Raw genomic sequence first — 25,633 nt, 5'->3', positions numbered from 1 at the left:
AACGTCCAGAAGTCTTCCGGAAGAGGCGCGGAGATCGCTCGACAATCGCAGGGAAACCCCTGGGCGCACACGCACGCACACGTGGCACTACACGCAGTGATCGACCCCGGACATGCGTCGGGGCCGGCTCGCAGTGTTCCTGCGACCGGCCCCTCAAGTCTCCGGGCGGTGCGCCATACCGCCCGGTGGTGCTCAGGCGGCGGTCATCACCGGGTTGGTGCCCTCAGGGCGGTGCGGGGCGATGATCTGGCCGTCCGGCAGGAGCTCACCGGTGTCCTCGAAGAGCAGGACGCCGTTGCACAGCAGGCTCCAGCCCTGCTCCGGGTGGTGCGCCATGAGGCGGGCGGATTCCCGGTCGGCCGAGTCGGCTGAGGGGCACGGTTGCTGGTGCTGGCACATTGGTGGGATCTTTCGCTGTGTCGTGAGGTGTGTGCTGGCTGTTGTGTCTGTCTCGCGGCTGGAAGTCTCGTCCATGGCCGCCCCCCGTTGTGATAAGTCGGTCAGAACCCAGTGTTGCCCTACGGACGTCAATCCGCAGGGATTTAGCGGCACCGCTTCCTCACAGGTTGATGACGCATCACCCGGCCGGACGGTTCATTCCAACTGCACTGTCACTTTGGATGGTTCCCGGTGGTCGGATGGGGCTAGTCCGTCCAGGTCAGAGCGCGCTTCAGGCTCGTACGAGCGTTGAATTGCTCGTACGAGCACAATGCGGCCGGGAAATGCGACGTACCCCGTCACCCGGAATTCCGGGGCGGGGTACGAGTGCCGTCGCGAAAGGGTTCTGTCAGGCGGGCGAGCCCAGGAGAGGTGCGGGAGTCACCCGATGGGTCAGCACCGGGAGCAGTTCGGCGACCCGGTGCGGACGGTGGGCCGCGATACCGGGCGGGGCGGGCGCCAGCGGGACGAGCAGGTCGGTGGCCGCGGGGTGGCCGGTGGCGCCGTCCGCGCCGCAGTCCCCGTGCAGCCACAGCGTGAGCATGTACAGGGCGGGCACGGAGAGCAGGCGGGGCTGGTAGTGCTGGGTCATGGTGTCGGCCTGGCGCAGGGCGCGCTCGGTGGCGGCGATGTAGGGCCCCTCGAAGAAGTGCGAGAAGGCCCAGCCGTCCGGGGTCAGCCGGGTCTCGGCCGCGGCCACCGCGCGCTCGCCGCAGCGGATCAGAAAACGCCACCCGGCCAGCCGGGTGGCGGACGCGCCTGCCGGGGTGATGTCGTCCAACACGTATACGGGCAGGGGGAGTTCGGGGGTCGCGGGCCCCTGGGAGCACAGCAGGGCAGGGGTCCTGGCCTCGCGGACCGCGGTGGGCGAGGCGAGTGCGGTGAGAACGGTGCGAAGGGCGGGCGCGGGAGCCGGGGGGACATGCAGCGGCATGGTGGGTCGCCTCTCATTCGACAGGCACGGTGGCGCGAGGGCGGGGGCGGACGGCGCTGTCTGCTCGCGGGGGCAGAGAGGCGGGGCCGGGTCTGGGAACGAGGAGTGTGGGTGAGGCCTGCCGCACGTCACCTCGACGGCAGGTTCCAGGACCGCGGGCGCCACCCCTCTGCCTTGTTCGCGGAGTTTATACGAGGTGTGTTCTGACGATGTTTCGTCTAGCCGCTTCCGGTGTACCCGGCAAGAGTGCATTCGGTCGGAGATTCGCGGGGAACATCCCGTTTCCGATCGAGCCTTACGGCGGTGACCTCGGAAAATGTCGGGGAAGCGGTCGGCCCATTCTCGTCGGCGTTTTTCACGAGTCTGTCGGGAACTCGAAACTGCGTGCTGCCCCATGCCCGGTGAATGTGCCGCCGGTCACATCTGGCCAGAGTAGCGGTCGGTGGGCCGGAACGGGGACGTTATCGATCGGCTCGGCTGGGCATCATCCCACGTGACCGGGACGCCGGCGGCCGATCTTCGGCCCGTCCGTGAGAGGAGGGATGCTCCGATGGGGGAGAAGGTCGTCGCAGGTGGGTTCGATCTGTCCGATCGGCAGCGTTACCGCGCCAAGCTCCGACGGTGTCTGACGGGGCTGGAGCGATTGCTGGAGCAGAAGCTGTTCGACCGCCCCCAGAACCTCATGGGGGTCGAGATCGAATTGAATCTCGCGGGGCCCGACGGCATGCCGAGAATGCTCAATGCGCAGGTGCTGGAACGGATCGCGAGCCGAGATTTCCAAACAGAACTCGCCATGTTCAATCTGGAAGTCAACATAGCCCCACATCGGCTGGGCGGCCGGGTATTCGACCAGCTCGCCGAGGAACTCCGTACGTCCCTGGCATATGCGCACCGGAAAGCGGGGGAACTCGACGCCGGAATCGTGATGATCGGTATTCTGCCGACCCTCGACCGGGACGATCTGATCTCCTCCAATCTCTCCGACGTCGACCGCTACACGCTGCTCAACGACCAGATCGTGGCCGCCCGCGGCGAGGACTTCGTCCTCGACATCGACGGCGTGGAACGCCTCACCTGCACCTCGAAGTCCATAGCCCCGGAGGCCGCGTGCACCTCGGTGCAGCTGCACCTCCAGGTCACGCCCGGCCGCTTCGCCGACGTGTGGAACGCCGCGCAGGCCGTCGCCGCCGTCCAGGTCGCCGTCGGCGCCAACTCGCCCTTCCTGTTCGGCCGTGAGCTGTGGCGCGAGTCCCGGCCGCCGCTCTTCCAGCAGTCCACCGACACCCGTCCGCCCGAGCTCCAGGCCCAAGGAGTGCGCCCGCGCACCTGGTTCGGGGAGCGGTGGATCGACTCCGCCTACGACCTCTTCGAGGAGAACCTGCGTTTCTTCCCCGCGCTGCTGCCGATCCACGACGACGAGGAGCCCCTCGACGTCCTCGACGCGGGCGGCATCCCGAGCCTGGCCGAACTCGTCCTGCACAACGGCACGGTGTACCGCTGGAACCGCCCGGTCTACGGCATCGCGGACGGCGTCCCGCACCTGCGCGTGGAGAATCGCGTGCTGCCCGCGGGCCCCACCGTCACCGACGTCATCGCCAACGCGGCCTTCTACTACGGCGTCGTCCGCGCCCTCGCCGAGGAATCGCGCCCGGTGTGGAGCCGGCTGCCCTTCGAGGCCGCCGCCGCCAACTTCGACGAGGCGTGCCGACACGGCATCGACGCCCGCCTGGAGTGGCCCCGCGGCCGGTACGGCGGCACTGCGCCGATCGACGCGGTGACCCTCGTACGCGACGAACTGCTGCCGTTGGCCGAGGTCGGGCTGGACGCGTGGGGGGTGGAGCCGGCCGATCGGGATCTGTATCTGGGGGTCATCGAGGAGCGCTGCCGCCGTCGGGTCAACGGTGCGTCCTGGCAGGCGGCGACCTTCCACGGGGCGCTGGAGGCGGGGCTCGCGCGGGATGCCGCGTTCGCCGCGACGACTCGGCGCTACAGCGAGCTCATGCACAAGGGAGATCCCGTGCACACCTGGCCGGTGGGGCTTCCGGAGCCCGTGCCGCTGGGGTGAGGCGGCGGTCAGTCGGCGGTGTCGCCCTGGGCGCCCGCCGCCACGATCGCCTTGAGGATGACCGTGTGGATCTGGGCCGGGTTGCTGACCGACTGGCCCGAGCCGCCGGTGGCCTCGGCGATCTCCTGGGCCTCCTCCTTGTCGGCGTCGGGGCCCACGGCGATCACGATGAGAGGCACCGGGCGCTCGGGGTTGGTGAGCTTCTGCAACTCGGTGATCAGGTTGGTGCGGGAGATGCTGCCGGGGTCCTGGTTGACGCCGTCGGTGAGGATGACCAGGGCGTTGAACTTCCCGGGGGAGTACGACTCGGTGGCCGCCCGGTACGCGGCGAGCGTGGTGTCGTACAGACCCGTGGCCCCGTCCGGGACCGGCTTCAGGGCGCTGAACGCGGCCGACAGCTTGTCGCGCTGGGTGCCGGCGGCCTTCTGGTCGCCGAGCCGCTCGGTCGGCACCAGGATGCGGTAGTCCTTCTTGCCGTCCAGCTTGGTGGAGAACTCCCACAGGCCGATCTCGTCCTCCGGGGTGAAGGTGGCGAGGGCCTGGAGCAGGGACGCCTTGGTGACGTCCATCCGCGACTGACCGGTCTTCGGCACGGGCTCCGACATCGACGAGGAGGCGTCCACGACCGTGGTGATCCGCGCGCTCTGCACGGTGATCGTCCACGTGCCGAGCGCCTCCTGGAGCGCCGTGTCGTCGGCCGGCTGCGGCGCGGCCGCCGCGTACGGCTGCGGGCCGGCGCCGCCCGCCTTGGCGACCACGGCCCCCGGCGCCTGGTCGTCGTCCGTGCGGAAGCCGTACTTCTCCAGCAGCGTCAACTGCTCCGGCTGGCGCAGGTAGTTCATGAACCGCAGCGCGGCCCGGCTCTGGTCGGTGGTCAGCTGGTCGACCATCGCGTACGGGTAGTTCAGCCGGGGCGAGCCGTCCTTCGGGTAGAACATGTCCAGGCTGCCGTCGGTGTCGTTCGACGTGTTGTACGTGTACGCCGCCTGCTCGGTGAGGATCAGCGCCTGGTTGCGCTTGGGGTTGCCCTGCTCGGTGCCCGAGGAGTCCCGGGGCAGCGTGTCCAGGACCTGGCCGTCGGTGTCCGAGGTGCGCTGCGACAGCGTCTTCATCATCGCCGCCGCCTGGGTGTCGCCGTCCTTGAGCCCCGAGGCGGCCGTCCCGATCTGGGTCAGCGCGAGCAGCCCAGTCGCACTGCGCGAGGGATCGGCCGCGCCGAGCTTGAGCGAGTCGCTCTGCAGGGTGGCACCGGCCAGTTCGATCCAGCTGTACGTCTTCTTCGGCCACCCCAGCGACTTGGCCGCGGCCGGCACCATGGCCACGCCGACCGGCGTGGAGGCCACCGCGCCCGACGGGGTCACGTCGGTCGCGCCGCTGTCGGCGGTGATCCGCTGGATCCACAGGTCGGCGTCCGGCACCCACACCTGCTCGTCGATCTTCTTGCCGGCGCCCAGCGTGTCGGCGACCTTGTACGACTCGCGGGCGTTCACCGTGACGGCGACACAGCGGCCGTCGGAGGTGATGTCCTCGGTGCGGGCCCGCTTCGCGGCGGCCGTCAGGGCGGGGGCGATGTCGGGGGAGGCGGCGAGCGAGATCCGTACCGGGTCGTCCTGGCAGGAGGTGCCGAAGGAGAGCAGGCCGCTCTTGGCGGCGGCCGCGGTGCCGCCGGCGACGGTGAGGACCAGGGCCGTGGCGACGGCGACCGTGCGGCGGCGGGCGCGGGGACGGGGGTCGCTGACGCCCGCCCCATACTGAGTGGGCAAGCTGTGACGTCCCATGACGGTGGTGCCCCTCCCTGTTGAACCTCGTGCCGGATTACAGCCGTACGGCATGGAACGGGGGAGGCACGCCCGTACGGCGTCCGTCCCCCCGACGGCCTGTCACGCACGATCTTCGTATGTTCTTTCGAGACCCTAGCGGGGCGAAGATGGGCATGAGGCGGGATTGAACAACTGGAGGCAGGTGTGCAGGCAGAGGCGGGTCCGGTGGCCGATTCTTTTCCTCAGGAGGGGCCCTCACGACGGATCCTGCGTGACGAGACACTGCTCGTTCTGGGGCTTTCGCTCGGTGCGAGTGGAGTGTCCGCCCTGATCAGTTTTGTCGGATCGGTTACGAAACCAGGAGGTCTCAAGGACCAGGCCGCGACGCTCAACGCCTCGGCCGCGCCGGGCCGGCCCTGGCTCGATCTCGCCTGGCAGCTGTTCGGGATCACCTCGGCCCTGGTGCCGGTGCTGCTCGTCGCGCACTTCCTGCTGCGGGAGGGGCAGAGCCTGCGCACACTCGGCTTCGACCGCACCCGGCCGTGGCCCGACCTCGGCCGGGGCGCGGGGATCGCGGCGGTGATCGGCAGCACCGGAATCGCCTTCTACCTGGCGGCCCGCGGGCTCGGCTTCAACCTCACGGTGGTGCCCGAGGCGCTGCCCGACGTGTGGTGGAAGTACCCGGTGCTGATCCTGTCGGCGATGCAGAACGCGATCCTCGAAGAGGTCATCGTCGTCGGGTATCTGCTGCGCCGACTGGGGCAGTTGGGCTGGACGCCGGGGGCCGCGCTGGTGGCCAGTTCCGTACTGCGCGGTAGCTACCACCTCTACCAGGGCATCGGCGGCTTCCTCGGCAACATGGTGATGGGCCTGGTGTTCGTCTTCCTGTACCGCCGGTGGGGCCGGGTGGGTCCCCTGGTGGTGGCGCATTCCCTGCTCGACATCGGGGCGTTCGTGGGGTACGCGCTGCTGGCGGGGAAGGTGGGCTGGCTGCCGACGGCGTGACCGTCGGCAGGGGCTTTTGGCCCTGGGTTTCGGCGGGGTTTTCGAAAGCCCTAGGCGAGCAGCTCGCCCTCGATGACGACGACCGCGCGGCCGTTCAGCAGGGTGCGGTCGCCGCGCAGCCGGGTGCCGACGCGGCCGGAGCGGGGCGAGGCCTGCAGACCGGTCAGGTCGGGGCGGCCCAGGCGCTCGGACCAGAAAGGCGCGAGGGCCGTGTGGGCGCTGCCGGTGACCGGGTCCTCGTCGATGCCGATGCGCGGGAAGAAGCAGCGGGAGACGAAGTCGTAGCCGCGGGTGGGGTCCTCGGCGATAGCGGTGGCGATGATCCCGCGCTCGGAGAAGGCGGCCAGGGCCCGATGGTCCGGCGCGAGCGCGCGCACCGTCTTCTCGTCCGCCAGCTCCAGCACCAGGTCACCGACGTTCGGACCGGTGTCGAAGGCGACGAGCGGCTCGGCGCCCAACGCGTCGGCGACACCGTCCGGGACCTCGACCGGGGTGAGCGGGGCCGTCGGGAAGTCCAGGGTGATCGAGCCGTCCGCCTCCGGCGTCGCCCCGAGGACACCACTGCGGGTGGCGAACCGCACCGGACCCTCGTGGGTACCGGTGACGTGCAGGACGTGGGCCGTGGCGAGCGTCGCGTGACCGCACATGTCGACCTCGGTGGTGGGCGTGAACCACCGCAGCGCCCAGTCGGCCGCGCCGCCCTCGGGCAGCGGTTGCGCGAACGCGGTCTCCGCGTGATTCACCTCCAGGGCCACCTGCTGGAGCCGTTCGTCGTCCGGGAACGCGTCGAGGAGCAGGACCCCGGCCGGGTTGCCGGTGAAGGGACGGTCGGTGAAGGCATCGACGATTCGGATAGGCATGCGGTTGACGGTATGGGCCGAGTGGACCGGTCGGCCAAGGCCAATTCGGGTTCGCTGGACCGATTTTGAGGCGGGCTGCCCAGGGGGAGGCTCGTATTCGGCTCTAACGTGGAGGCGCAGGCGCGCGTCAGCGTGTTGTGCGCGGTCGTGAGTTCAGCACCGTCCCAGGAGGCCGTCATGTCCCAGCCGTCCGTTCTCGCCGCGCTGCTCGCCGGGTTGCGCGGGGGTTCGATCGAGGTCGTCGACCTCACGTCGCCACTGTCGTCGTCCACACCGGTCATCCAGTTGCCGCCGGAGTTCGGGCAGACCCAGGTGTTCGAGCTGGAGGAGATCAGCCGGTACGACGACCGGGGCCCGGCCTGGTACTGGAACAACTTCCGCAGCGGTGAGCACACCGGCACCCACTTCGACGCGCCGGTCCACTGGGTCACCGGGAAGGACCTCACGGACGTGGCGTCGGTGCCGGCGGGCCGGCTGATCGCGCCGGCAGCCGTGCTGGACTTCTCCGAACAGGCCACCAAGGACCCCGACTTCCTCGTCGAGGTGGATCACATCAAGGCCTGGGAGGCGGAGCACGGGCCGCTGCCCGACGGGGGCTGGCTGCTGCTGCGCACCGGCTGGGACGCCCGCTCCGAGTCGCAGGAGGCGTTCCTCAACGCCGACGAGAACGGCCCGCACACGCCGGGTCTGTCGGCGGAGTGCGCGCGCTGGGTGGCCGAGGAGGCGCCGGTCATCGGCTTGGGCGTGGAGACGGTGGGCACGGACGCGGGCCGGGCGCACTCGTTCGAACCGGCGTTCCCCTGTCACTCGTATCTGCTCGGCAGCGACAAGTACGGCCTGACCCAGCTGCAGAACCTCGGCGCGCTGCCGCCCACCGGTGCCGTCGTCCTCGCCGGGCCGCTGCCCATCGTCAGCGGATCCGGCGCCCCCGCGCGCGTGCTCGCCCTGGTGGAGCGGTCGTGAAGGTCGCCGAGGCCGTCGGACGGGCGCTGACCGCGGCCGGGGTCGACCACGTCTTCGGCGTCGTCGGCTCGGGCAACTTCCACCTCACCAACGCCATGGTCGCGGCGGGCGCCCGTTTCGTCGCCGCCCGGCACGAGGGCGGCGCGGCCACCATGGCCGACGCGTACGCCCGCACCAGCGGAATCGTCGCCGCCGTGAGCGTGCACCAGGGGCCAGGGCTGACCAACGCCGTCACCGGCATCGCCGAGGCCGCCAAGAGCCGTACGCCGCTGCTGGTCCTGGCCGCCGAGGCGACGCAGCCGAACTCCAACTTCCGTATCGACCAGGCGGTCATCGCGCACTCGGTCGGCGCCGTCACCGCGCGCCTGACGACGGCCCACGACGCGGTCGCCCAGGCCCTAGCCGCGCTGCACCGGGCCCGGCACGAGCGGCGCACGGTGCTGCTCGACCTCCCGCTGGAGGTACAGGCCCTGGACGTGCCGGACGAAGTGGCACGGGCGTTGGGCGAGGCGCAGGGCTTGGATGCGGTACGGGCTTTCAGCCCCGAGCCCGAACCTGTGCTGGTCGAGCCCTCGGCGGGCGAACTCGCGGAGCTGGTAAGGCTGTTGGACCGCTCGCGCCGCCCGGTCTTCGTGGCGGGGCGAGGCGCGCGGACGCCGGACAGCCGGGACGCCCTCGCTGAACTCGCCGACCGGTACGGCGCGTTGCTGGCCACATCCGCCGTCGCCCGGGGCCTGTTCCAGGGCGGCGACTGGTCCCTCGACGTGTCCGGCGGTTTCGCCTCACCCCTGGCCGCGGAACTGATTCAGGGCGCCGACTTGATCGTCGGCTGGGGCTGCGCCCTGAACATGTGGACCATGCGGCACGGCAACCTCATCGGCGCCGACGCCACCGTCGTACAGGTCGACGACGATCCGGCCGCGCTCGGCGTGCACCGCGAGGTCGATCTCGGTGTCACCGGTGACGTGACACGGACCGCGCGGCGGGCGCTGGAGTCGGGCGGCGGCGAGCGGCGCGAGGGGTATCGGACGCCCGAGGTCGGGGTCGCCCTCGCCGCGCGGGCGCGGTGGCGGGACGTGCCGTACGAGGACGAGGGCACCCGGGAGCGGATCGATCCGCGGACGCTGAGCATCGCGCTGGACGACCTGCTGCCGGCCGAGCGGGTGGTCGGCGTGGACTCCGGGAACTTCATGGGTTATCCCAGCGCCTATCTGTCCGTGCCGGACCACGAGGGGTTCTGTTTCACGCAGGCCTTCCAGTCGATCGGCCTGGGTCTCGCGACCACGATCGGTGCGGCCCTGGCCCGCCCGGACCGGCTGCCGGTGGCCGCCCTCGGCGACGGCGGGTTCCTCATGAGCGCCGTGGAACTGGACACCGTGCGTCGGCTCGGACTGCCGATGGTGGTCGTCGTCTACAACGACGACGCCTACGGGGCGGAGGTCCACCACTTCGGGCCCGAGGGCCATCCGCTGGACACGGTCACCTTCCCGGAGACGGACCTCGCCGCGATCGCCCGCGGGTACGGCTTCGAGGCGGTCACCGTCCGTACGAGGGCCGACCTCAAGACGGTCGGGGACTGGCTCTCCGGTCCGCGTACGGCGCCGCTGCTCATCGACGCCAAGGTGACCCGGGACCACGGCGCCTGGTGGCTGGAGGAGGCGTTCCGGGGCCACTGAGCCGAGCGGCTTCAGGGGCGTGGGGTGTCCGGTTGGGCGGCCGGTGTCGGGTCTTGCGGGGACCGGGACCAGCTGGCCAGCAGTTTCAGGCGCTCCGCGGAGGCGGATCCTGGTTCGGCGGTGGAGATGCCCAGGATCTGCTCGGGGTCGTCGGTGGGGGCGAACGCCTCGTAGCCCAGGACGAGTTCGCCGACGACGGGGTGGTGGTAGTGCTTGGTGCCGTGGGTGCGCTGGAACACGTCGTGGTCGGCCCACCAGTGGCGGAAGTCCGCGTCCTGGACGGAGAGTTCGCCGACGAGCTCGGCCAGCGCGGGGTCGTGCGGGTGACGTCCCGCGTACAGGCGCAGTGACGCGACGATGCCGCGGGCGGCGCCTTCCCAATCGGCGTACAGGGTCCGGAAGTTGTCGTCGAGGAAGACCAGGCGGGCCATGTTGCGGTCACGGGCCGGCAGGGCCTCGAAGTCCGTGTACAGGGCGCGGGCGAGGTCGTTGGCGGCCAGGACGTCCATGCGGCGGCCGTACACCAGGGCGGGTACGTCGGTGAGGCTGTCGAGCAGCAGGCGCAGACCGGGGCGGATGCGCTGCGGCGGCAGCGGGCGAGGACGGGTGCGGGCCGGCCTGGCGATCCGGAACAGGTGGGTCCGCTCCAGCTCGTCGAGGCGCAGGGCGCGGGCGATGGCGTCCAGGACGGACGCGGAGACGTTGAGGTGGCGGCCGCGCTCCAGGCGGACGTAGTAGTCGACGCTGACGCCGGCGAGCTGGGCGACCTCCTCGCGCCGCAGGCCCGGAACGCGACGGGCGCCGGGCTGGGGTGCCAGGCCTACCTCCTCGGGGGTGATCTTCGCGCGGCGCGAGCGGAGGAAGTCCCGCAGCTCGCTGTTCGGTTCCTGGGCCATGCCACCACGGTAGACCGGCTGACCTGGGGAGCGGCCGTGCCAAAGGGGGTCTGCTGGACCCCCGGTCGGAGCGGGTCTCCCGCCCCGGCCGGGAGACGTGCTCGTCTGGTGGGGAGCAAGCACGCACCTGGAGGTACCCCTGATGAAGCGCAGGATTCTCGGCGGCACGGGCATGTCGGTGAGCGAGTACGCACTCGGCGCGATGATGTTCGGCGCGATGGGCAACACCGACCACGACGAGTCGGTCCGCATGATCCATACGGCACTGGACGCCGGGATCAACCTCGTCGACACCGCCGACGTGTACTCCGGCGGCGAGTCGGAGGTGATCGTGGGCAAGGCGCTGAAGGGCCGCCGCGACGACATCGTCCTGGCCACAAAATTCGGGCTGCCGATGGGCGAGGACCCCAACAGGCGCGGTGGCTCGGCCCGTTGGATCCGACGTGCGCTGGACGACAGCCTGCGCCGCCTGGACACCGACCACGTCGACCTGTACCAGATGCACCGCCCCGACCCATACACCGACATCGACGAGACCCTCGGCGCCCTGTCGGACCTGGTCCGGGCCGGGAAGATCCGTGCCGTCGGCGGCTCGTTCTTCTCGCCCGAGGAGATCGTCGAGGCCCAGTGGACGGCCGAGCGCCGCGGCCATCACCGGTTCCGCACCGAGCAGCCGCCGTACTCGATCCTCACCCGCGGTGTGGAGAGCCGGGTGCTGCCCACCGCCCAGCGCTACGGCATGGGCGTGCTGACCTTCGGGCCGCTCAACTCCGGCTGGCTCTCGGGGCGTTCGGATCCCACCGCCGGGCATCGCAACGCCGGTCTCGGGGCGAAGATGTTCGATCTCGACCAGCCGGGTGTACGGGCCAAGGCCGACGCCGTGCGCGAACTGACCGCTCTGGCCGCCGAGGCAGGGCTGCCGCTGCCGCATCTGGCCATCGCTTTCGTGCGGGCCCATCCGGCGGTCACCGCGGTGCTCATCGGCCCGCGCCGCCCCGAGCAGCTGACCGACCTCCTCGCCGCGGCCGACGTGGAACTCGGCGACGACGTCCTCGACCGCATCGACGAGATCGTCCCACCCGGCGTCGACGTGAATCCCGGCGACTTCTACATCGACCCCACCCCGCCGATCACCGACAAGCGCCTGCGGCGGCGCTGAAGCCCGCTCGCCGTCACTCCGTCGACTCCAGAATGCGGTCGAGCGTCCGGCGTCCCAGGCTGCTCATCGTCGGGTTGGTGTCGACGTAGTACCAGACAAGACCCATCGCCTGTTCGAAGGCCCACGCCTTGCCGCGCTCCCACTCCAGGTCGTCGCAGGCCAGGGTCCGCCGGAGCACTTCCCGCGGACCCGGCCGCAGCAGGTGCCAGGCACCGACCAGGTCCAGCGCGGGGTCGGCCGGGCCGAAGCCGCCCGTGTCCAGCACCCCGCTGAGCCGGTCTCCCGCGACCAGTACGTTGCCGGGAATCAGGTCACCGTGGCTCATCACGTCGGCAGCCGTGCGGGGCAGTTCCCGGAAGTGGCTCCACACCCGGCGCAGCCGGGGCACGTCGAGCAGCCCCTCGCTCTCCACGAAGCACTTCGCCATCCAGTCGTCGTGGTCCGCGAGAACGCCGCCGCGATTGTCGCCGTCGAACAGCCGCCCATGCGTCTCGGCGTCCCGGAGGGCCGCGATGAAGGCCGCGAGATCCTCGGCGAAAGCGTCCGACCCACTCGGGTCGGCATCAACGGCGACCGTTCCCGGCAGCCAGGTCTGGACCGACCACGGCATGGGGAAACCCGCTCCGGGCTTCCCCAGGGCGACGGGTTCCGGGACGGGGAACCGGGACACCTGCGCCAGCTCCGCGCTCGCCCGGGCTTCCCGTTCCAGCACCGCCAGCGCCTCGGCGGCATCGGCGAGGCGCAGCGGGAAACGCGCCGAGAGGCCGTTCCCGATCCGGAAGATGGCGTTGACCGTCCCGGTCGACGGCAGGAGCCGGATCGCCTCGCCGCTCCACTGAGGGAACTGTTCCTGGATCAGGGACGCGACGATCTCGCTGGTCACATCCACTTGGTCAGCGTGCATGAACAGTCAGTATTCATACGCCGGGCTCCGGATCCACCGAGATATTGAGGAGGGGGCTTGCCAGGCGATCGGTTCCGATATATCGTTGACGCATCGCGACAGATCAACGAATGAATGGAGTGATTGCGATGCGTTCCCATGGACATGAGCATGGATTCGGTGGCCCCGGCTCTCGCGGCCGAGGCGGTTTCGACGGTCGGCGTGGTGCCTTCGGGCCCTTCGGGCCGGGGGGTCCTGGTGGACCTGGTCCCGGTCCCGGCTTCGGTTTCGGTGGACCCGGGTTCGGTCCCGGGCCCTGGGGGCCGAGGGGTCGGGGCGGACCGCGCGGACGGGCACGGCGAGGCGACGTACGCGCGTCGATCCTGGCCCTGCTCAAGGACCGTGCGATGCACGGTTACGAGATGATCCAGGAGATCGCCGAGCGCAGCGGCGGGGCGTGGAAGCCCAGCCCCGGTTCGGTGTACCCCACCCTCCAGCTGCTGGAGGACGAGGGCCTGATCACCAGTGAGTCCGAGGGCGGCAAGAAGCTGTTCTCGCTCACCGAGGCCGGCCGCACCGCGGCCGACGAGGGCCCGGACGCGCCCTGGGAGGAAGCCTCCCGCGGCGTCGACTGGGAGGCCCTCGGCGAGATCCGGCAGGCCGGATTCGGCCTGATGGAGGCCTTCGGCCAGGTCTGGAAGACCGGCAGCAAGGAGCAGCGCGAGAAGGCGCTGAGCGTCATCAACGACGCCCGCAAGAAGCTGTACCTGATCCTCGCCGACGAGGACTGACGAAGGTCTACGAAAGCGATGAGAACCGGTACGTGCTGACGGCCTCCCCGCCGTGAGGAAGGCGCCCCGTGGAGTGATCCGCGGGGCGCCTTCGCGTGTCCGGCGCCGGTCAGGCCGACAGTCAGGTCGCCGGCCCGGCCATCGTTCAGGCCACCAGCCCGTCCAGCTTCCGCAGTGACTCGTCCAGCGCGGCCGTCGCCGAGTCCTTGAGCTTGCCCGCCATCAACGAGACGGCGGCACCGGTGAACTCGCCGTCGATGCGCACCGTCGTGGCGTCGCCGTCCGGGATGAGCGTGTAGCGCGTGGCCACGGTCACCTGCATCGGACCCTTGCCGCGAATCGCGAACACCCGGGCCGGCTCCAGCTCCTCGATGGTCCAGTCGACCTCCGCCGGGAAGCCCATCAGCTTCATGTTCTCCTGGAAGGTCCCGCCCACCGCGAGCGTCTCGGGGCCGCCCTTGGGGAAGTTGGTGTGGGTCGCGTTCCACTCGCCGTACGCGGACCAGTCGGTGAGTTGTGCCCACACCTTCTCGGCGGGGGCACCGATGCGTGCCTCCGCGCTGACTTCGGCCATGCGACCACCCCTTCGATTCGGGCTCCGGTGTCGCGGAACGTAGCCGCACGGACCGCAATGTTCAAGACTGATGAACCGTCAGAAATGAACCGGACAAAGGAGATCGTGGGAAACGCTTCAGCCGACCCGTCGTATCAGCGCCGCGTCGAACAGGTCCCACGCGCGCGGGAGTGCGCTCTCGTCGTGGCAGTGCCAGGCGTCCCAGAACAGGTCGGCGGGCAGTGCGTCCTCCGGGGCGTACACCCGGTACACGTACTGTTTGCCGTCGACGGCCGGCAGCGCGACCAGCCAGCACCTGCTCTCCACGTCCCATGGGGACGAGCGACCCGGGCGCCGTGGTTGCGCACCGGCGCACGGTACAGCGGCGCGCGCCCCCGGGTGGGGAACGGCCTGATCTCATCCGTAAGGAGGAGATTTCGGCCGCCTGAGTCCACTCTGCGTGGGACGGGAAGATGCTTCCGTCCGGGGATGACCGAATGCCCTGGGACTGATGGGGTGGGGATGTGCAACCCCGGATCCCTCGGCAGTCGGTCGGCGAGCAGGCCCTCGGCCCTCGCGCGGACACCGCCGCCACGCTCACCGCGGAGCTGGCTGCGGTCGTCACCGCTGCCCGCCGCCGCGCGGTGCGGGACGGGGACCGCCAGATCGACACCGCCCATCTGCTGCACTCCCTCCTGGAGTACGACCCCGACGTGCGCGCCGTCTTCGACGACGGCCCCGAGATCGCCCGGCTGCTCGGCTACCTCGTGCAGCGCAGCATCGGCTACGGACTGCGCTGGCAGGGCAGCGTCGAGGACTCCGGCGCGGTACCCGTGGTGAAGGAGAGCGAGGGGCTGTCGCCGCTGGCCGCCGGTGCGATGGGGTACGCCTGCGACCGAGCCGCCCGTCGCGGCGACGCACCGGCCTGCGGGGTCGACCTGCTCGCCGCGCTCGTCGTGGACCCGCAGGCGCGCGCCGTCGAGGTGCTGGACCGGGCCGGGATCGACCGGCACGAGGTGGCCGCCCGCGTCGAGGACTTCCTGCCGCAGTCCGGCTCGTCCAGCAGGTGACGGCGGTTCGCATCGTCCAGCCGGTGATGGCGGGTCGGCTCGTCCAGCCGGTGAGACAGGAGTCATCAGGGGTGACGCTCCTGTCGTGCCCTGTCATCATGTCCGGGTGCAGACGTCGAAGAGCAGTCAGGGCAGTCCCGGCAAGGGCGTCGGGCTCGGTCTCGCGGTCGGGTCCGCGATCGCCTTCGGAGGATCCGGGGTCGCGGCCAAACCGTTGATCGAGGCGGGCCTCGACCCGCTCCACGTGGTGTGGCTGCGGGTGGCGGGCGCCGCCCTGGTGATGCTGCCGGTCGCCGTGCGCCACCGCGCGCTGGTGCGCCGCCGCCCCGCGCTGCTCGCCGGGTTCGGACTGCTCGCCGTGGCCGGCGTCCAGGCCTGCTACTTCGCGGCGATATCCCGGATACCCGTCGGGGTCGCGTTGCTGGTCGAGTACCTCGCGCCCGCCCTCGTCCTCGGCTGGGTGCGGTTCGTGCAGCGACGGCCGGTGACGCGCGCCGCCGCACTCGGTGTGGTCCTCGCGGTGGGCGGCCTCGCCTGTGTCGTCGAGGTCTGGTCGGGCCTGAGCTTCGACGCGGTCGGCCTGCTGCTCGCCCTCGCCGCAGCCTGCTGCCAGGTCGGCTACTTCGTCCTGTCCGACCAGGGCAGCGACGCCGGCGAGGACGCGCCCGACCCGCTGGGCGTGATCGCGTTCGGGCTGCTGATCGGCGCCCTCGTCCTGACGGTCGTGGCACGCCCGTGGACCATGGACTGGTCCCTGCTCAGCGGCTCCGCCGACATGAACGGCACCTCCGTCTCGGCCGCCGTCCTGCTGGCCTGGATCGTCCTGATCGCCACCGTCCTCGCCTACGTCACCGGAGTGGTCTCCGTGCGCCGGCTCTCTCCGCAGGTCGCGGGCGTCGTCGCGTGTCTCGAAGCGGTCATCGCGACCGTGCTGGCCTGGGTGCTGCTCGGCGAGCACCTGTCCGCTCCGCAGATCATCGGCGGCGCGATCGTCCTCCTCGGCGCGTTCATCGCCCAGTCCACCGCCCCGGCCAAGGGCTCCCCGGACCCGGTGGCGAGCGGCGGCCCGGAACGGGAGCTGTCGGCCAGGGGGACGGCCACCTGAGCGGTCGAGGGGGCGGCGGAACCGGTCGCTGAGCGGCCGATGGGGTGGTCGAGTCGGCCACCCGAGCGGTCGATAGGGCGGCGGAGTCGGCTCTCCCGAGCGGTCGGGAGGACGGTGGAGTCAGCTCCCCCGACCAGTCGGGAGGACTGCGGAGTCAGCTCTCCCGAGCGACCGAGAAGGCGTTCGGGCCGGTCACCCGGCAGGCGTCGTCAAGTAGTCGGGCAGCTCGATGCCGGGGGTCAAGTCGCCGTCGGACACCGGGGTTTCGTAGCCCTTGCGGAGCGGGACCACGCCGGCCCAGTGGGGGAGTGACAGGTCCTCGGGCTCGTCGTTGACCCCGCCGGTGCGGAGCTTGGCCGAGACCTCGTTCAGGTCGAGGCGGATCACGGCGGTGGCGGCCAGCTCCTTCTTGTTCGCGGGCCGGGAGTCCGCCGCGCGGCCCGGGACGACGTGGTCGACGAGGGAGTCGAGGGCCGCGCGCTTCTCCTCCGGGTCGGTCACGTCGTAGGCGATGCCGTGCACGACCACGGACCGGTAGTTGATCGAGTGGTGGAAGGCCGAGCGGGCCAGGATCAGCGCGTCCACGTGCGTCACCGTCAGGCAGACGGCGAGCCCCGGGTCGGCCTGACCGGTCATCCGCAGCGGGCGCGAGCCGGTCGAACCGTGCACGTAGAGCCGGTCGCCGACGCGGGCGAACAGCGTGGGCAGCACGACGGGCGCGCCGTCGCGGACGAAGCCGAGGTGGCAGACGTACCCCTCGTCGAGTATCGAGTGCACCAACTCCTTGTCGTACGACGCCCGGTCCGCGGAGCGGGTGGGGACGGTGCGGTCGGTCGGCGTGTAGGCGGCGGGCTGCGACGTCGTCGGCTGGGCGGTCCCCTGCATGGCGTTCTCCGTAGGCGTTCGTGGCGTGTTGCGTCCGATATTGCGCTAGTGCATAATCTGCTTTGTGCTAGAAGGATATCGGATCGAAGGGCGACGCGCAGCGGATATTGCGGCGAGCGTCGAGCGTGCGGTGGGTGTCGGGGCGCTGGAGCCGGGTGAAGTGCTGCCACCCATGCGGGAGTTGGCGGTCGAGCTGGGGGTGAATCCCAACACCGTGGCGTCCGCGTACCGGATCCTGCGCGAGCGCGGGGTCATCGAGACCGCCGGGCGCCGGGGCAGCCGGGTGCGGTCGAAGCCGGCCACCACCGGACGGGAGTACGTCCGCACGGACGTGCCCGAAGGGGTCCGGGACGTGGCGAACGGCAACCCGGACACGGCACTGCTGCCGCCCCTGGGCGAGGCGTTCGCGGCGGCGGCAGCGCAGGGGGACCGGGAGCCGGTGCTGTACGGCGACGCCCTCGTGGAACCGGAGTTGGCCCGGATCGCGCGCGCCGAACTGGACGCCGACGGGGTGCCGGACGGGCCCATCGCCGTCGCCTCGGGCTCGCTCGACGTCATCGAGCGGGTGCTCGCGGCCCATCTCAAGCCGGGGGACACCGTCGCCGTCGAGGACCCCGGCTGGGGCAGCCTGCTCGACCTGGTCCCGGCGCTCGGGCTGCGGGTCGTGCCGGTCGGCGTCGACGACGAGGGGCCACTGCCCGACGACGTACGGCGGGCTCTCGGCGCCGGGGCGCACGCTCTGATCGTCACGGACCGCGCGCAGAACCCGACCGGCGCCGCGGTGACCGCCACGCGTGCGCGTGCCCTGCGTGCCGTGCTCCGGGAGCATCCGGAGGTCCTGCTGATCGAGGACGACCACGGACTCGGCATCGTCGACCTGCCCCTGCACCCGCTGGCCGGCATCACCCGCCACTGGGCCTTCGTGCGCTCGGTCGCCAAGGCCTACGGGCCCGATCTGCGGCTCGCCGTGCTCACCGGGGACGCGGTCACCGTCGACCGCGTCAACGGGCGGCACCGGCTCGGTCCCGGCTGGGTCAGCCGGATCCTTCAGCGGGCGGTGGTGCGGCTGTGGTCCGACGGCGCGCTCGACACGGCGGCGGTGGCGAAGGCCTACCGGCGGCGGCGCGACCTGCTGATCGACGCGCTCGCGGAACGCGGAGTGGCGGCGCACGGGTGCAGCGGGCTCAACGTCTGGATCCCGGTACCGGACGAGACCGGTGCGGTGTCCCGACTCCTGCACGCGGGCTGGGCGGTGGCCCCGGGCGCCCGCTTCCGCCTGAACGCGCCTCCCGGCATCCGGGTCACCGTCTCCACCCTGACGGATGCGGAGACGGCTCCGCTGGCCGACGCGATCGCGTCGGCGGTGGGGCCGGCGGAGGGGGCGGAGTATGGGCGGAGGTACGTGTAGCGGGGGCGGGCGCGGAGGTGCCTAGGCCTTCGAAGTAGCCGCGGATTCGCCGGTGTTGACCGAGATGGCAGCCTCGACAGCGGAACCGGCATTGCCCGTGGTGTCGACCGCGCCGCCAGCATTGCCCGCGGCCTTGACCGCCGGACCGGCAGTGGCCGCAGCCCTGGCCACGGGATCAGCATTGCTCGCCGCGCTCGCCGGCTCACCCGCCCCGGCCGGTCCTCCCGCTCCGGCCAGGCCCGCCCTCCGCCCGCGTCCCCGCGGCCGTGGCCGCGCCTGCGTGAGTGCCGCCCCCGCCAGCACGACCACCGCGCCGACCGGTGTCGACCAGGTCAGGGACTCGCCGAGGAGCGTGACGCCGGCGGCCGTGGCGATGACCGGGATGAAGTACGTGACCATCTGCGCGGTGGTGGGGCCGACTTCGGCGACCAGGCCGTACTGGATGAGGACGGCGAGCCCCGTGCCGAGGGCGCCCAGGGCCGCGATCGCGAGGAGCGGGCCGGGGGAGAAGTGGTCCGGGAGCGAGGTGAACAGGGGCGTGACGACGGCCAGTTGCACCGTCGCCAGCAGCAACTGGGCGCCCGTCAGGGAGAGGTGCGAGTGGCCCGTGCCGGCGAGCGTGCGGCGGACGTAGATCCAGCCGATCGGGTAACTGAGCGAGGCCAGCAGGGCCATCGCCGTGCCGGTGGCGTCCAGGCCATGGAAGCCCTGCCAGGCTCCGAGGACCGTCAGGACGCCGAGGAAACCGATGCCGAGACCTGCCACACGGACCCGGGTCGGCCGGTCCTCGGAGAGGGCGACCAGGGACAGGGCCATGCCCCACAGCGGTGAGGTCGCGTTGCAGATACCCGCGAGCGTGGAGGGGATCGTCAGCTCGGAGTAGGCGAAGAGCGAGAACGGCAGGGCGTTCAACAGGAAGGCGGCGACCGTCAGATGGAGCCATGTCCGCCCGCCGCGCGGCAGACACTCCCGCTTCACGGCCATCGCCGCCGCCAGGACCGCCGTACCGAACACCAGCCGCCCCAGGGTCACTTGGAACGGGGCGTAGCCGTCCGTGCCGACCTTGATGAGGAGGAAGCTGAAGCCCCAGATGAGGGAGAGGACGCCGAAGCGGAGGCGCCAGTCGGTGCGGGGTCCGGTGGCGGTCGCTTTGGCAGTGGCGGTGGTGGTCATGGCCGTAACGATGCCGCACCCGATCTCGTAGCACCATCGAGATTTCGGCATCGGTATCTCGTAGTATCGCTTACATGTTGAATCTGGAGCGCCTGCGCACCCTCGACGCCCTGGCCCGGCACGGCTCGGTCAGCGGGGCGGCCGACGCGCTGCATGTCACCACCTCCGCGGTCTCGCAGCAGATGTCCAAGCTGGAGCGAGAGGTGAGTCAGCAGTTGCTTGCCAAGAACGGGCGGGGGGTGCGGCTCACCGATGCCGGACGGCTGCTCGCGGAGCACGCGGCGCGGATTCTGTCGCAGGTCGAGCTCGCCCAGTCCGATCTGGAGGCACAACGGGGGCAGGTGGTCGGCGAGTTGAGGGTGGCGGCGTTCCCCACGGCCGCACGCGGTCTGTTCCCCCTCGCGCTCGCCGATCTGCGCTCCGAACATCCGGGATTGCGGGTGCGCTCCACGGAGTTGGAGCCGGAGGCCGGTATCGCCGGGGTGGTCCGCGGCGACCTCGACCTCGCGGTCTGTCTCGACTGGTACAACAAGCCGATGCCGCTGCCCGACGGCCTGGTGAAGGCGTCCGTCCTGGACGACCCGGCCGACCTGGCGATGCCGTCCGGGCACCGGCTCGCCGGGCGCGACGAGGTGGACCTCGGGGAGCTGGCCGAGGACGAGTGGATCACCTGGGGTGAGGGCGAGTTCTGCCACGAGTGGCTGATGTTCACCCTGCGCTCGCGCGGGATCGAGCCGATCGTCGCGCACCGCGCCGCCGAGACCCACACCCAACTCGGCCTCGTCCAGGCTGGATTGGGTGTCTGCATCGCCCCGCTGCTCGGCCGCCACCCGATGCCGGCCGGCGTCGTCACCGTCCCGCTCGTCCAGCGGGTGCGCCGGCATGTGTACGTCGTCTGGCGGGCGGACGCCGACCGCCGCCCCTCGATCAGGGCGGCGGTACGGGCGTTGCAGGACGCGGCGCGGAAGGTGGGCTGACCGGGGCTGTCGTTCGGGACGGCCCGGCGCCGCAAGTCCCCTACCGCCCGCCCAACTTGCGGAAGTCCCAGGACACGATCTTGTCCGGCGTCAGCCGTATCCAGGCATGCCTGCCGTCGTGCGGCATCTCCTCCAGACGGAAGTTCTTGCGGGCGAACAGGGTTTCCGGGACGTCGAGTTCGGCGCGCAGCTCCCCGGTGCGAGGGGCCTCGCCCACGAACTCCACGGCCCCGGACAGCTCGACGCCGCGCAGCTCGTCGTACTCCTCGCCGGTGTCGACCACGATCGCGACCCGGGGGTCGCGGCGCAGGTCGGTCCACCGCTTGCTGCGCACCACGGAGTACAGCCACATCGAGGTCCCGTCCCAGGCGAACCACAACGTGCTGACGTGCGGTGCCCCGCCCGCCGACACCGTGGCCACCCGGCAGGTGCGCTGGCTGGTGAGGAACTCGTCCAGTTCCCCAGGCGTCATCATGATCTTCCGGCCCCGACGCTGAGTGACGGTCATGCGGCCCCCTCTTCTCTCACGTCGTGTCAGAGGAACTCCAGTGATCCTCTGACATCACGTCAGAAAAGGATGGGTCGTCTTCCGTCCATGCGCAATGGTGGCTAGTCTCGCCCGCTCAACACCGCTCGCTCCACACCGCCCGCCGCGTCGAGGGGGAACCGTGCCGTCGCACGAACAGCTCAGTGAACTGCTCGACCCGGCGACCACGGTGCTGCTCACCGTCGAGTGCCAGCAGGGGGTCGTCGGACCGGACAGTGCCCTGCCCCAACTCGCCCACGAGGCACGCTCGTCGGGAGCCCTCGCCAACGTCGCCCGGCTGGTGGCCGCCGCCCACGAGAGCGGCGTCCAGGTGATCCACGCGATCGCCGAGCGCCGTCCGGACGGCCGCGGCGCCAACCACAACGCACGGCTGTTCCGGGCCGTCGAACGGCTCCCCGTCCAACAGCTGTCCGGCACCACGGCGGTTCGGGTGGCCGCCCCGATCGAGGTCGCCGAACAGGACTTCGTCGTACGACGGTTGCACGGGCTGTCTCCGATCCAGGGCACCGATGTCGACGCGCTGCTGCGCAACCTCGGCTGCCGCACGCTGGTGGTGACCGGGGTCTCCGCCAACGTGGCGATCCCCAACACCGTCTTCGACGCCGTGAACCGCGGCTACACCGCTGTCGTGCCCGCCGACGCCATCGCGGGAGTGCCTTCCGACTACACCCCCGCGATGATCCGCCACACCCTCGCATTGGTCGCTACGGTCGCGACCACGGACGAGGTGCTGGGCTGTCTGCTCGGGCCCCGGCGCGCGCGGGTCAGGCCAGCGTGATGGAGTCCCCGGTCACGGTGATCGTCTGCTCGGGCAGCGGCTGTGTGGCGGGTCCCTTCTTCACACTGCCGTCCGCCACCGAGAACTCGCTCTTGTGGCACGGACAGACGATGACGTCACCGGTGATCTGGGTGACCGCGCAGCCCTGGTGGGTGCACTTGGACGAGAAGGCCTTGTAGGTGCCGGCCGTCGGCTGGGTCACCACCACGGCCGGGTCCTTGAAGATCTTGCCGCCGCCCTCGGGTATGTCGGTCGTCTTCGCCAGGGCGGCGCCACCCGCGCCCGACGAGGCGCTGCTGCTCGAGTCCGAGCCGCCACTCGCGTTGTCTCCGGCCTGGGTGTTGGAGGAGTCGGAGGAGGACGAGTCGTCGCTCGATCCGCACGCGGTCAGCGCGGCGGCGAGACCCGCCGCGCCCACCGCCGCCACGACTGTTCGTCGGGTGGGGGTCGGGGCGGTGTGGAGCGATTCGCTGGTCATGCGGACGTTCCCTTCCATGGCATGTTTCGTAGATCTGTACAGGGGTACGGGCGTCGACCACCCGTTGTTCATGGGTGTCGCGATCCTGACGCGGGTGGGCCCAGAGGTGGGTAAAGCCGCGCTGTCGCTTTGCTGTCGGTGTCGGCGCGCCGCGCCCCAGGGGCCGTCTCCGGGGCCCGCCAACACCCCAGTAACCTGGGGCGATGCTCAAGGAAGTCACCGCCACCCGCTACATCACGCCACTGCGTGAGGGCGGCTCGCTGCCGGGGCTCGTCGAGGCCGACGATCTCGGGACGTACGTCATGAAGTTCACCGGCGCGGGCCAGGGCCGCAAGACGCTGGTCGCCGAGGTGGTCTGCGGTGAGCTGGCCCGCCGGCTGGGCTTCCGGATGCCCCGGCTGGTGACGATCGACCTCGATCCGGTGCTGGGCCTCGGCGAGCCCGAGCAGCAGGTGCAGGAGCTGCTGAGGTCCAGCGCCGGCGCCAACCTCGGCATGGACTTCCTGTCCGGCGCCCTCGGCTTCGACCCGCTCGCCTTCACGATCGGCCCCGAGGAGGCGGGCCGGATCGTCTGGTTCGACGCGCTGATCAACAACGTCGACCGCTCCTGGCGCAACCCCAACCTGCTGATGCACCAAGGCGAGCTGTGGCTCATCGACCACGGCGCCACCATGATCTGGCACCACAACTGGCCCGGCGTCGAGAAGTCCGCCGCCCGCCCCTACGACGCCTCGGACCACGCCCTCGCCCGCTTCGCGCCGGACGTCACCGCGGCCGCCGCAGCGCTCGCGCCGCTGGTCACCGAGGAGCTCCTCGCCGAGGTGACCGCCGAGATCCCCGACGCCTGGCTGACCGGCGAACCCGGCTTCGACACCCCGGACGACCTGCGACGGGCCTACGCGCGGCCCCTGCTCACCCGCGCGGCCGACATCCACGCGCGCGTGACCGGCATCCCCGGCACCGGCACCGAGGAGGGCAAGTGAGCGAGACCAGCATCTACATGGCCGGACACGTCACCGAGCGCCACATCACCCGGGCCGGCCAGGGCGGCGGCCGGGACGTCTTCGAGTACGCCCTGCTGCGTGTCGTACCCCGCGTCGAGCGCGGCGAGTGCATCAACGCCGGGGTGCTTGTGTACTGCCGTGCCCAGGCCTACGTCGGCGCCCGCACCCACCTCGACGAGGCCCGGCTGCTCGCTCTCGACCCGGACGCCGACGTGGCCGGGATCCGGGCCGCCCTGGGGGCCGTGGAGCGCGTCTGCGGGGGCGGCGAGGCGGCGGGGCAGGCCGCGGGCGACGACCCCGGGCAGCGGTTCCGCTGGCTCGCCGCGCCCCGCTCCACGGTCGTGCAGCCGGGGCCGGTGCACACCGGGCTCACCGTCGATCCGGTGGCCGACACGGAGCGCTTGCTCGACCTGCTGGTGAGGTAATGGATCACACCTGCCTCGTGTGCCGTTGACACCGAGTGCCAGGGCTTCTAGCGTCACGTCTGCCGAAGGTACTAAGCGGTCGCTCACCGAAGCGCGACCCGGGGCACCCCGGCCGGCGTACTTTCCCCAGGGCGAGGAGAACCAGCAATGTCCACCACTGAGCAGCGGGTCGCCGTTGTGACGGGCGGCGCGCGCGGCATCGGCGCCGCCACCGCCGTACGACTGGCCGCCGAGGGTCGCGCGGTCGCCGTGATCGACCTCGACGAGGCCGCCTGCAAGGACACCGTGGAGCAGATCACCGCGGCCGGTGGCCGGGCGATCGCGGTCGGTGCCGACGTCTCGGACGAGGCGCAGGTCGAGGCCGCGATCGCGCGCGTGGTCGACGAGCTGGGCGCGCCGACGATCCTGATCAACAACGCGGGCGTTCTCCGCGACAACCTGCTGTTCAAGATGAGCGTCGCCGACTGGGACACGGTCCTGGGCGTGCATCTGCGCGGCTCCTTCCTGATGGCCAAGGCCGTCCAGAAGCACATGGTCGACGCGGGCTTCGGCCGCATCGTCAACCTCTCCTCCTCCTCGGCGCTCGGCAACCGCGGGCAGGCCAACTACTCGGCCGCGAAGGCCGGTATGCAGGGCTTCACCAAGACCCTCGCCATCGAGCTCGGCAAGTTCGGCATCACCGCCAACGCCGTCGCCCCCGGCTTCATCGCCACCGAGATGACCAAGGCCACGGCCGAGCGCGTCAAGATGGGCTTCGAGGAGTTCAAGGCCGCCGCCGCCACCCAGATCCCTGTGGCCCGCGTCGGCGAGCCCGAGGACATCGCCAACGCCATCGCCTTCTTCACGAACGAGGCCGCCGGCTTCGTCTCCGGCCAGGTCCTGTACGTCGCCGGCGGACCGCTCGACTAGGGAACGCGGGAACATGACTGAACTGCCTGAACTCTCCGGCAAGGTCGCCGTGATCACCGGCGCCAGCCGCGGCATCGGCTACGGCGTCGCCGAGGCGCTGCTCGCCCGCGGCGACCGGGTCTGCATCACCGGACGCGACGAGGACGCCCTCAAGGGGGCCGTCGAGGCCCTCGGCGCCGACCGTGTCGTCGGCGTGGCCGGCAAGGCCCACGACGAGGCCCACCAGGCCGTCGTCGTCGAGCGCACGATGGAGGCCTTCGGCCGCATCGACTTCCTGGTCAACAACGCCGGTACGAACCCGGTGTTCGGCCCGATCGCCGACCTCGACCTGAACGTGGCGCGCAAGGTCTTCGAGACCAACGTGATCTCGGCGCTCGGCTTCGCCCAGAAGACCTGGCACGCCTGGCAGAAGGACAACGGCGGCGCCATCGTCAACATCGCGTCCCTCGCCGGTGTCTCCGCCTCGCCGTTCATCGGCGCGTACGGTGTCAGCAAGGCCGCGATGATCAACCTGACGCTCCAGCTGGCGCACGAGTTCGCGCCCGGTGTGCGGGTCAACTCCATCGCCCCTGCGGTGGTGAAGACCAAGTTCGCCGCCGCCCTGTACGAGGGCCGCGAGGCGGAGGCCGCCGCCTCCTACCCGCTGGCCCGGCTCGGCGTGCCCTCCGACATCGGCGGCGCCGCCGCGTTCCTCACCTCGGACCAGTCCGACTGGATCACCGGGCAGACCCTCGTCGTCGACGGCGGCATCTTCCTCAACGCCGGCGTCGGCTGACACCGGCCGTCACCAAAGCTCTCGAAGCGGGCGTCGCCTGGGTTCAGAACCGCCCCGGCATCACCTCCACCCTCATCGGCCCGCGCACACTCCAGCACCTGGAGGCCAACCTCGCG

At 71.1% G+C, this 25,633-nt stretch carries 27 protein-coding genes; 15 read left to right on the top strand and 12 right to left on the bottom strand.

The window, feature by feature from the left end; genetic code table 11:
• Positions 1 to 192: 192 nt before the first annotated feature.
• Together ACWDR3_RS26920 and ACWDR3_RS26915 are read right to left on the bottom strand one after the other, a co-directional pair.
• Positions 193 to 399: a DUF5999 family protein gene (locus ACWDR3_RS26920; RefSeq protein WP_450355150.1), complete on the bottom strand. Its 207-nt coding sequence runs from the start codon at positions 397 to 399 to the stop codon at positions 193 to 195.
• Between the two features lie 388 nt (positions 400 to 787).
• Complete coding sequence (locus ACWDR3_RS26915) at positions 788 to 1,372, bottom strand: hypothetical protein (protein ID WP_450355149.1); 585 nt, start codon at positions 1,370 to 1,372, stop codon at positions 788 to 790.
• A gap of 550 nt (positions 1,373 to 1,922) precedes the next feature.
• Between ACWDR3_RS26915 and ACWDR3_RS26910 the strand changes: the two genes are divergently transcribed.
• A complete protein-coding gene (locus tag ACWDR3_RS26910) occupies positions 1,923 to 3,437 on the top strand; it encodes a glutamate-cysteine ligase family protein (RefSeq protein WP_450355148.1) in 1,515 nt (504 codons plus the stop codon).
• 8 nt (positions 3,438 to 3,445) lie between these two features.
• Here ACWDR3_RS26910 and ACWDR3_RS26905 read toward each other — a convergent pair whose 3' ends face one another.
• Positions 3,446 to 5,215, bottom strand: a complete 1,770-nt coding sequence (locus ACWDR3_RS26905) for a substrate-binding and VWA domain-containing protein (protein WP_450355147.1) — start codon at positions 5,213 to 5,215, stop codon at positions 3,446 to 3,448.
• Between the two features lie 186 nt (positions 5,216 to 5,401).
• Between ACWDR3_RS26905 and ACWDR3_RS26900 the strand changes: the two genes are divergently transcribed.
• Complete coding sequence (locus ACWDR3_RS26900) at positions 5,402 to 6,202, top strand: CPBP family intramembrane glutamic endopeptidase (RefSeq protein WP_450355146.1); 801 nt, start codon at positions 5,402 to 5,404, stop codon at positions 6,200 to 6,202.
• Positions 6,203 to 6,252: 50 nt separating this feature from the next.
• Here the strand turns inward: ACWDR3_RS26900 and ACWDR3_RS26895 are convergent, their stop codons facing one another.
• Positions 6,253 to 7,062: a PhzF family phenazine biosynthesis protein gene (locus ACWDR3_RS26895; protein WP_450355145.1), complete on the bottom strand. Its 810-nt coding sequence runs from the start codon at positions 7,060 to 7,062 to the stop codon at positions 6,253 to 6,255.
• Between the two features lie 177 nt (positions 7,063 to 7,239).
• On the opposite strand from ACWDR3_RS26895, the gene ACWDR3_RS26890 reads away from it, so the two are divergent.
• Entirely contained in the window at positions 7,240 to 8,025 is a 786-nt protein-coding gene (locus tag ACWDR3_RS26890) for a cyclase family protein (RefSeq protein WP_450355144.1), read from the top strand.
• Complete coding sequence (locus tag ACWDR3_RS26885) at positions 8,022 to 9,701, top strand: thiamine pyrophosphate-binding protein (protein WP_450355143.1); 1,680 nt, start codon at positions 8,022 to 8,024, stop codon at positions 9,699 to 9,701. Before ACWDR3_RS26890 ends, ACWDR3_RS26885 begins: the two co-directional genes overlap by 4 nt.
• A gap of 11 nt (positions 9,702 to 9,712) precedes the next feature.
• Here the strand turns inward: ACWDR3_RS26885 and ACWDR3_RS26880 are convergent, their stop codons facing one another.
• On the bottom strand, positions 9,713 to 10,597 hold the full coding sequence (locus ACWDR3_RS26880; protein ID WP_450355142.1) for a helix-turn-helix domain-containing protein: 885 nt from the start codon (positions 10,595 to 10,597) through the stop codon (positions 9,713 to 9,715).
• 142 nt (positions 10,598 to 10,739) lie between these two features.
• Here ACWDR3_RS26880 and ACWDR3_RS26875 point away from each other — a divergent pair, with 142 nt between their 5' ends.
• Complete coding sequence (locus ACWDR3_RS26875) at positions 10,740 to 11,756, top strand: aldo/keto reductase (RefSeq protein ID WP_450355141.1); 1,017 nt, start codon at positions 10,740 to 10,742, stop codon at positions 11,754 to 11,756.
• Between the two features lie 13 nt (positions 11,757 to 11,769).
• Here ACWDR3_RS26875 and ACWDR3_RS26870 read toward each other — a convergent pair whose 3' ends face one another.
• On the bottom strand, positions 11,770 to 12,660 hold the full coding sequence (locus ACWDR3_RS26870; RefSeq protein WP_450355140.1) for an aminoglycoside phosphotransferase family protein: 891 nt from the start codon (positions 12,658 to 12,660) through the stop codon (positions 11,770 to 11,772).
• 128 nt (positions 12,661 to 12,788) lie between these two features.
• Here ACWDR3_RS26870 and ACWDR3_RS26865 point away from each other — a divergent pair, with 128 nt between their 5' ends.
• Positions 12,789 to 13,430: a PadR family transcriptional regulator gene (locus tag ACWDR3_RS26865; protein WP_450355139.1), complete on the top strand. Its 642-nt coding sequence runs from the start codon at positions 12,789 to 12,791 to the stop codon at positions 13,428 to 13,430.
• 145 nt (positions 13,431 to 13,575) lie between these two features.
• Here ACWDR3_RS26865 and ACWDR3_RS26860 read toward each other — a convergent pair whose 3' ends face one another.
• Together ACWDR3_RS26860 and ACWDR3_RS26855 are read right to left on the bottom strand one after the other, a co-directional pair.
• Positions 13,576 to 14,004, bottom strand: coding sequence for a type II toxin-antitoxin system Rv0910 family toxin (locus tag ACWDR3_RS26860; RefSeq protein WP_450355138.1), 429 nt, complete (start codon positions 14,002 to 14,004; stop codon positions 13,576 to 13,578).
• Between the two features lie 117 nt (positions 14,005 to 14,121).
• Positions 14,122 to 14,310, bottom strand: coding sequence for a hypothetical protein (locus ACWDR3_RS26855; RefSeq protein WP_124000509.1), 189 nt, complete (start codon positions 14,308 to 14,310; stop codon positions 14,122 to 14,124).
• Between the two features lie 197 nt (positions 14,311 to 14,507).
• On the opposite strand from ACWDR3_RS26855, the gene ACWDR3_RS26850 reads away from it, so the two are divergent.
• Positions 14,508 to 15,053, top strand: a complete 546-nt coding sequence (locus ACWDR3_RS26850) for a Clp protease N-terminal domain-containing protein (RefSeq protein ID WP_450355137.1) — start codon at positions 14,508 to 14,510, stop codon at positions 15,051 to 15,053.
• A gap of 106 nt (positions 15,054 to 15,159) precedes the next feature.
• Positions 15,160 to 16,158 carry an EamA family transporter gene (locus tag ACWDR3_RS26845; protein ID WP_450355136.1) on the top strand — a complete coding sequence of 333 codons (999 nt, stop codon included), beginning with the start codon at positions 15,160 to 15,162 and terminating at the stop codon, positions 16,156 to 16,158.
• Positions 16,159 to 16,350: 192 nt separating this feature from the next.
• Here the strand turns inward: ACWDR3_RS26845 and ACWDR3_RS26840 are convergent, their stop codons facing one another.
• Positions 16,351 to 17,043, bottom strand: coding sequence for a pyridoxamine 5'-phosphate oxidase family protein (locus ACWDR3_RS26840; RefSeq protein WP_450355135.1), 693 nt, complete (start codon positions 17,041 to 17,043; stop codon positions 16,351 to 16,353).
• Between the two features lie 64 nt (positions 17,044 to 17,107).
• Here ACWDR3_RS26840 and ACWDR3_RS26835 point away from each other — a divergent pair, with 64 nt between their 5' ends.
• The gene (locus tag ACWDR3_RS26835; RefSeq protein WP_450355134.1) at positions 17,108 to 18,451 is read left to right on the top strand and encodes an aminotransferase class I/II-fold pyridoxal phosphate-dependent enzyme; all 1,344 of its coding nucleotides are present in this window, start codon (positions 17,108 to 17,110) and stop codon (positions 18,449 to 18,451) included.
• Between the two features lie 21 nt (positions 18,452 to 18,472).
• Here ACWDR3_RS26835 and ACWDR3_RS26830 read toward each other — a convergent pair whose 3' ends face one another.
• Positions 18,473 to 19,624, bottom strand: coding sequence for a DMT family transporter (locus tag ACWDR3_RS26830; protein ID WP_450355133.1), 1,152 nt, complete (start codon positions 19,622 to 19,624; stop codon positions 18,473 to 18,475).
• 74 nt (positions 19,625 to 19,698) lie between these two features.
• Here ACWDR3_RS26830 and ACWDR3_RS26825 point away from each other — a divergent pair, with 74 nt between their 5' ends.
• A complete protein-coding gene (locus ACWDR3_RS26825) occupies positions 19,699 to 20,601 on the top strand; it encodes a LysR family transcriptional regulator (RefSeq protein ID WP_450355132.1) in 903 nt (300 codons plus the stop codon).
• Positions 20,602 to 20,641: 40 nt separating this feature from the next.
• On the opposite strand, the gene ACWDR3_RS26820 is transcribed toward ACWDR3_RS26825, so the two are convergent.
• Positions 20,642 to 21,109, bottom strand: a complete 468-nt coding sequence (locus tag ACWDR3_RS26820; protein ID WP_124000516.1) for a pyridoxamine 5'-phosphate oxidase family protein — start codon at positions 21,107 to 21,109, stop codon at positions 20,642 to 20,644.
• A 160-nt stretch (positions 21,110 to 21,269) separates the two neighbouring features.
• On the opposite strand from ACWDR3_RS26820, the gene ACWDR3_RS26815 reads away from it, so the two are divergent.
• The gene (locus tag ACWDR3_RS26815; protein WP_450355131.1) at positions 21,270 to 21,926 is read left to right on the top strand and encodes a cysteine hydrolase; all 657 of its coding nucleotides are present in this window, start codon (positions 21,270 to 21,272) and stop codon (positions 21,924 to 21,926) included.
• Here ACWDR3_RS26815 and ACWDR3_RS26810 read toward each other — a convergent pair.
• Positions 21,913 to 22,404 carry a Rieske (2Fe-2S) protein gene (locus ACWDR3_RS26810; RefSeq protein ID WP_450355130.1) on the bottom strand — a complete coding sequence of 164 codons (492 nt, stop codon included), beginning with the start codon at positions 22,402 to 22,404 and terminating at the stop codon, positions 21,913 to 21,915. The genes ACWDR3_RS26815 and ACWDR3_RS26810 overlap by 14 nt on opposite strands.
• Positions 22,405 to 22,607: 203 nt before the next feature.
• On the opposite strand from ACWDR3_RS26810, the gene ACWDR3_RS26805 reads away from it, so the two are divergent.
• The 4 genes from ACWDR3_RS26805 to ACWDR3_RS26790 all read left to right on the top strand — a co-directional run bounded on the left by ACWDR3_RS26805 (position 22,608) and on the right by ACWDR3_RS26790 (position 25,517).
• Positions 22,608 to 23,387 carry a HipA family kinase gene (locus ACWDR3_RS26805; protein ID WP_450355129.1) on the top strand — a complete coding sequence of 260 codons (780 nt, stop codon included), beginning with the start codon at positions 22,608 to 22,610 and terminating at the stop codon, positions 23,385 to 23,387.
• Positions 23,388 to 23,404: 17 nt separating this feature from the next.
• Positions 23,405 to 23,833 (top strand): DUF3037 domain-containing protein, encoded by a 429-nt coding sequence (locus ACWDR3_RS26800; RefSeq protein WP_450355169.1) that lies wholly within the window; start codon positions 23,405 to 23,407, stop codon positions 23,831 to 23,833.
• 147 nt (positions 23,834 to 23,980) lie between these two features.
• A complete protein-coding gene (gene fabG, locus ACWDR3_RS26795; RefSeq protein WP_124000521.1) occupies positions 23,981 to 24,742 on the top strand; it encodes a 3-oxoacyl-ACP reductase FabG in 762 nt (253 codons plus the stop codon).
• A 13-nt stretch (positions 24,743 to 24,755) separates the two neighbouring features.
• On the top strand, positions 24,756 to 25,517 hold the full coding sequence (locus tag ACWDR3_RS26790) for an SDR family oxidoreductase (protein ID WP_450355128.1): 762 nt from the start codon (positions 24,756 to 24,758) through the stop codon (positions 25,515 to 25,517).
• Positions 25,518 to 25,633: the final 116 nt, after the last annotated feature.

This window comes from Streptomyces sp. NPDC001002 (assembly GCF_053599215.1).
Note: the sequence above shows the minus strand (reverse complement) of the source record. Positions and strands in the feature narration are given on the sequence as shown.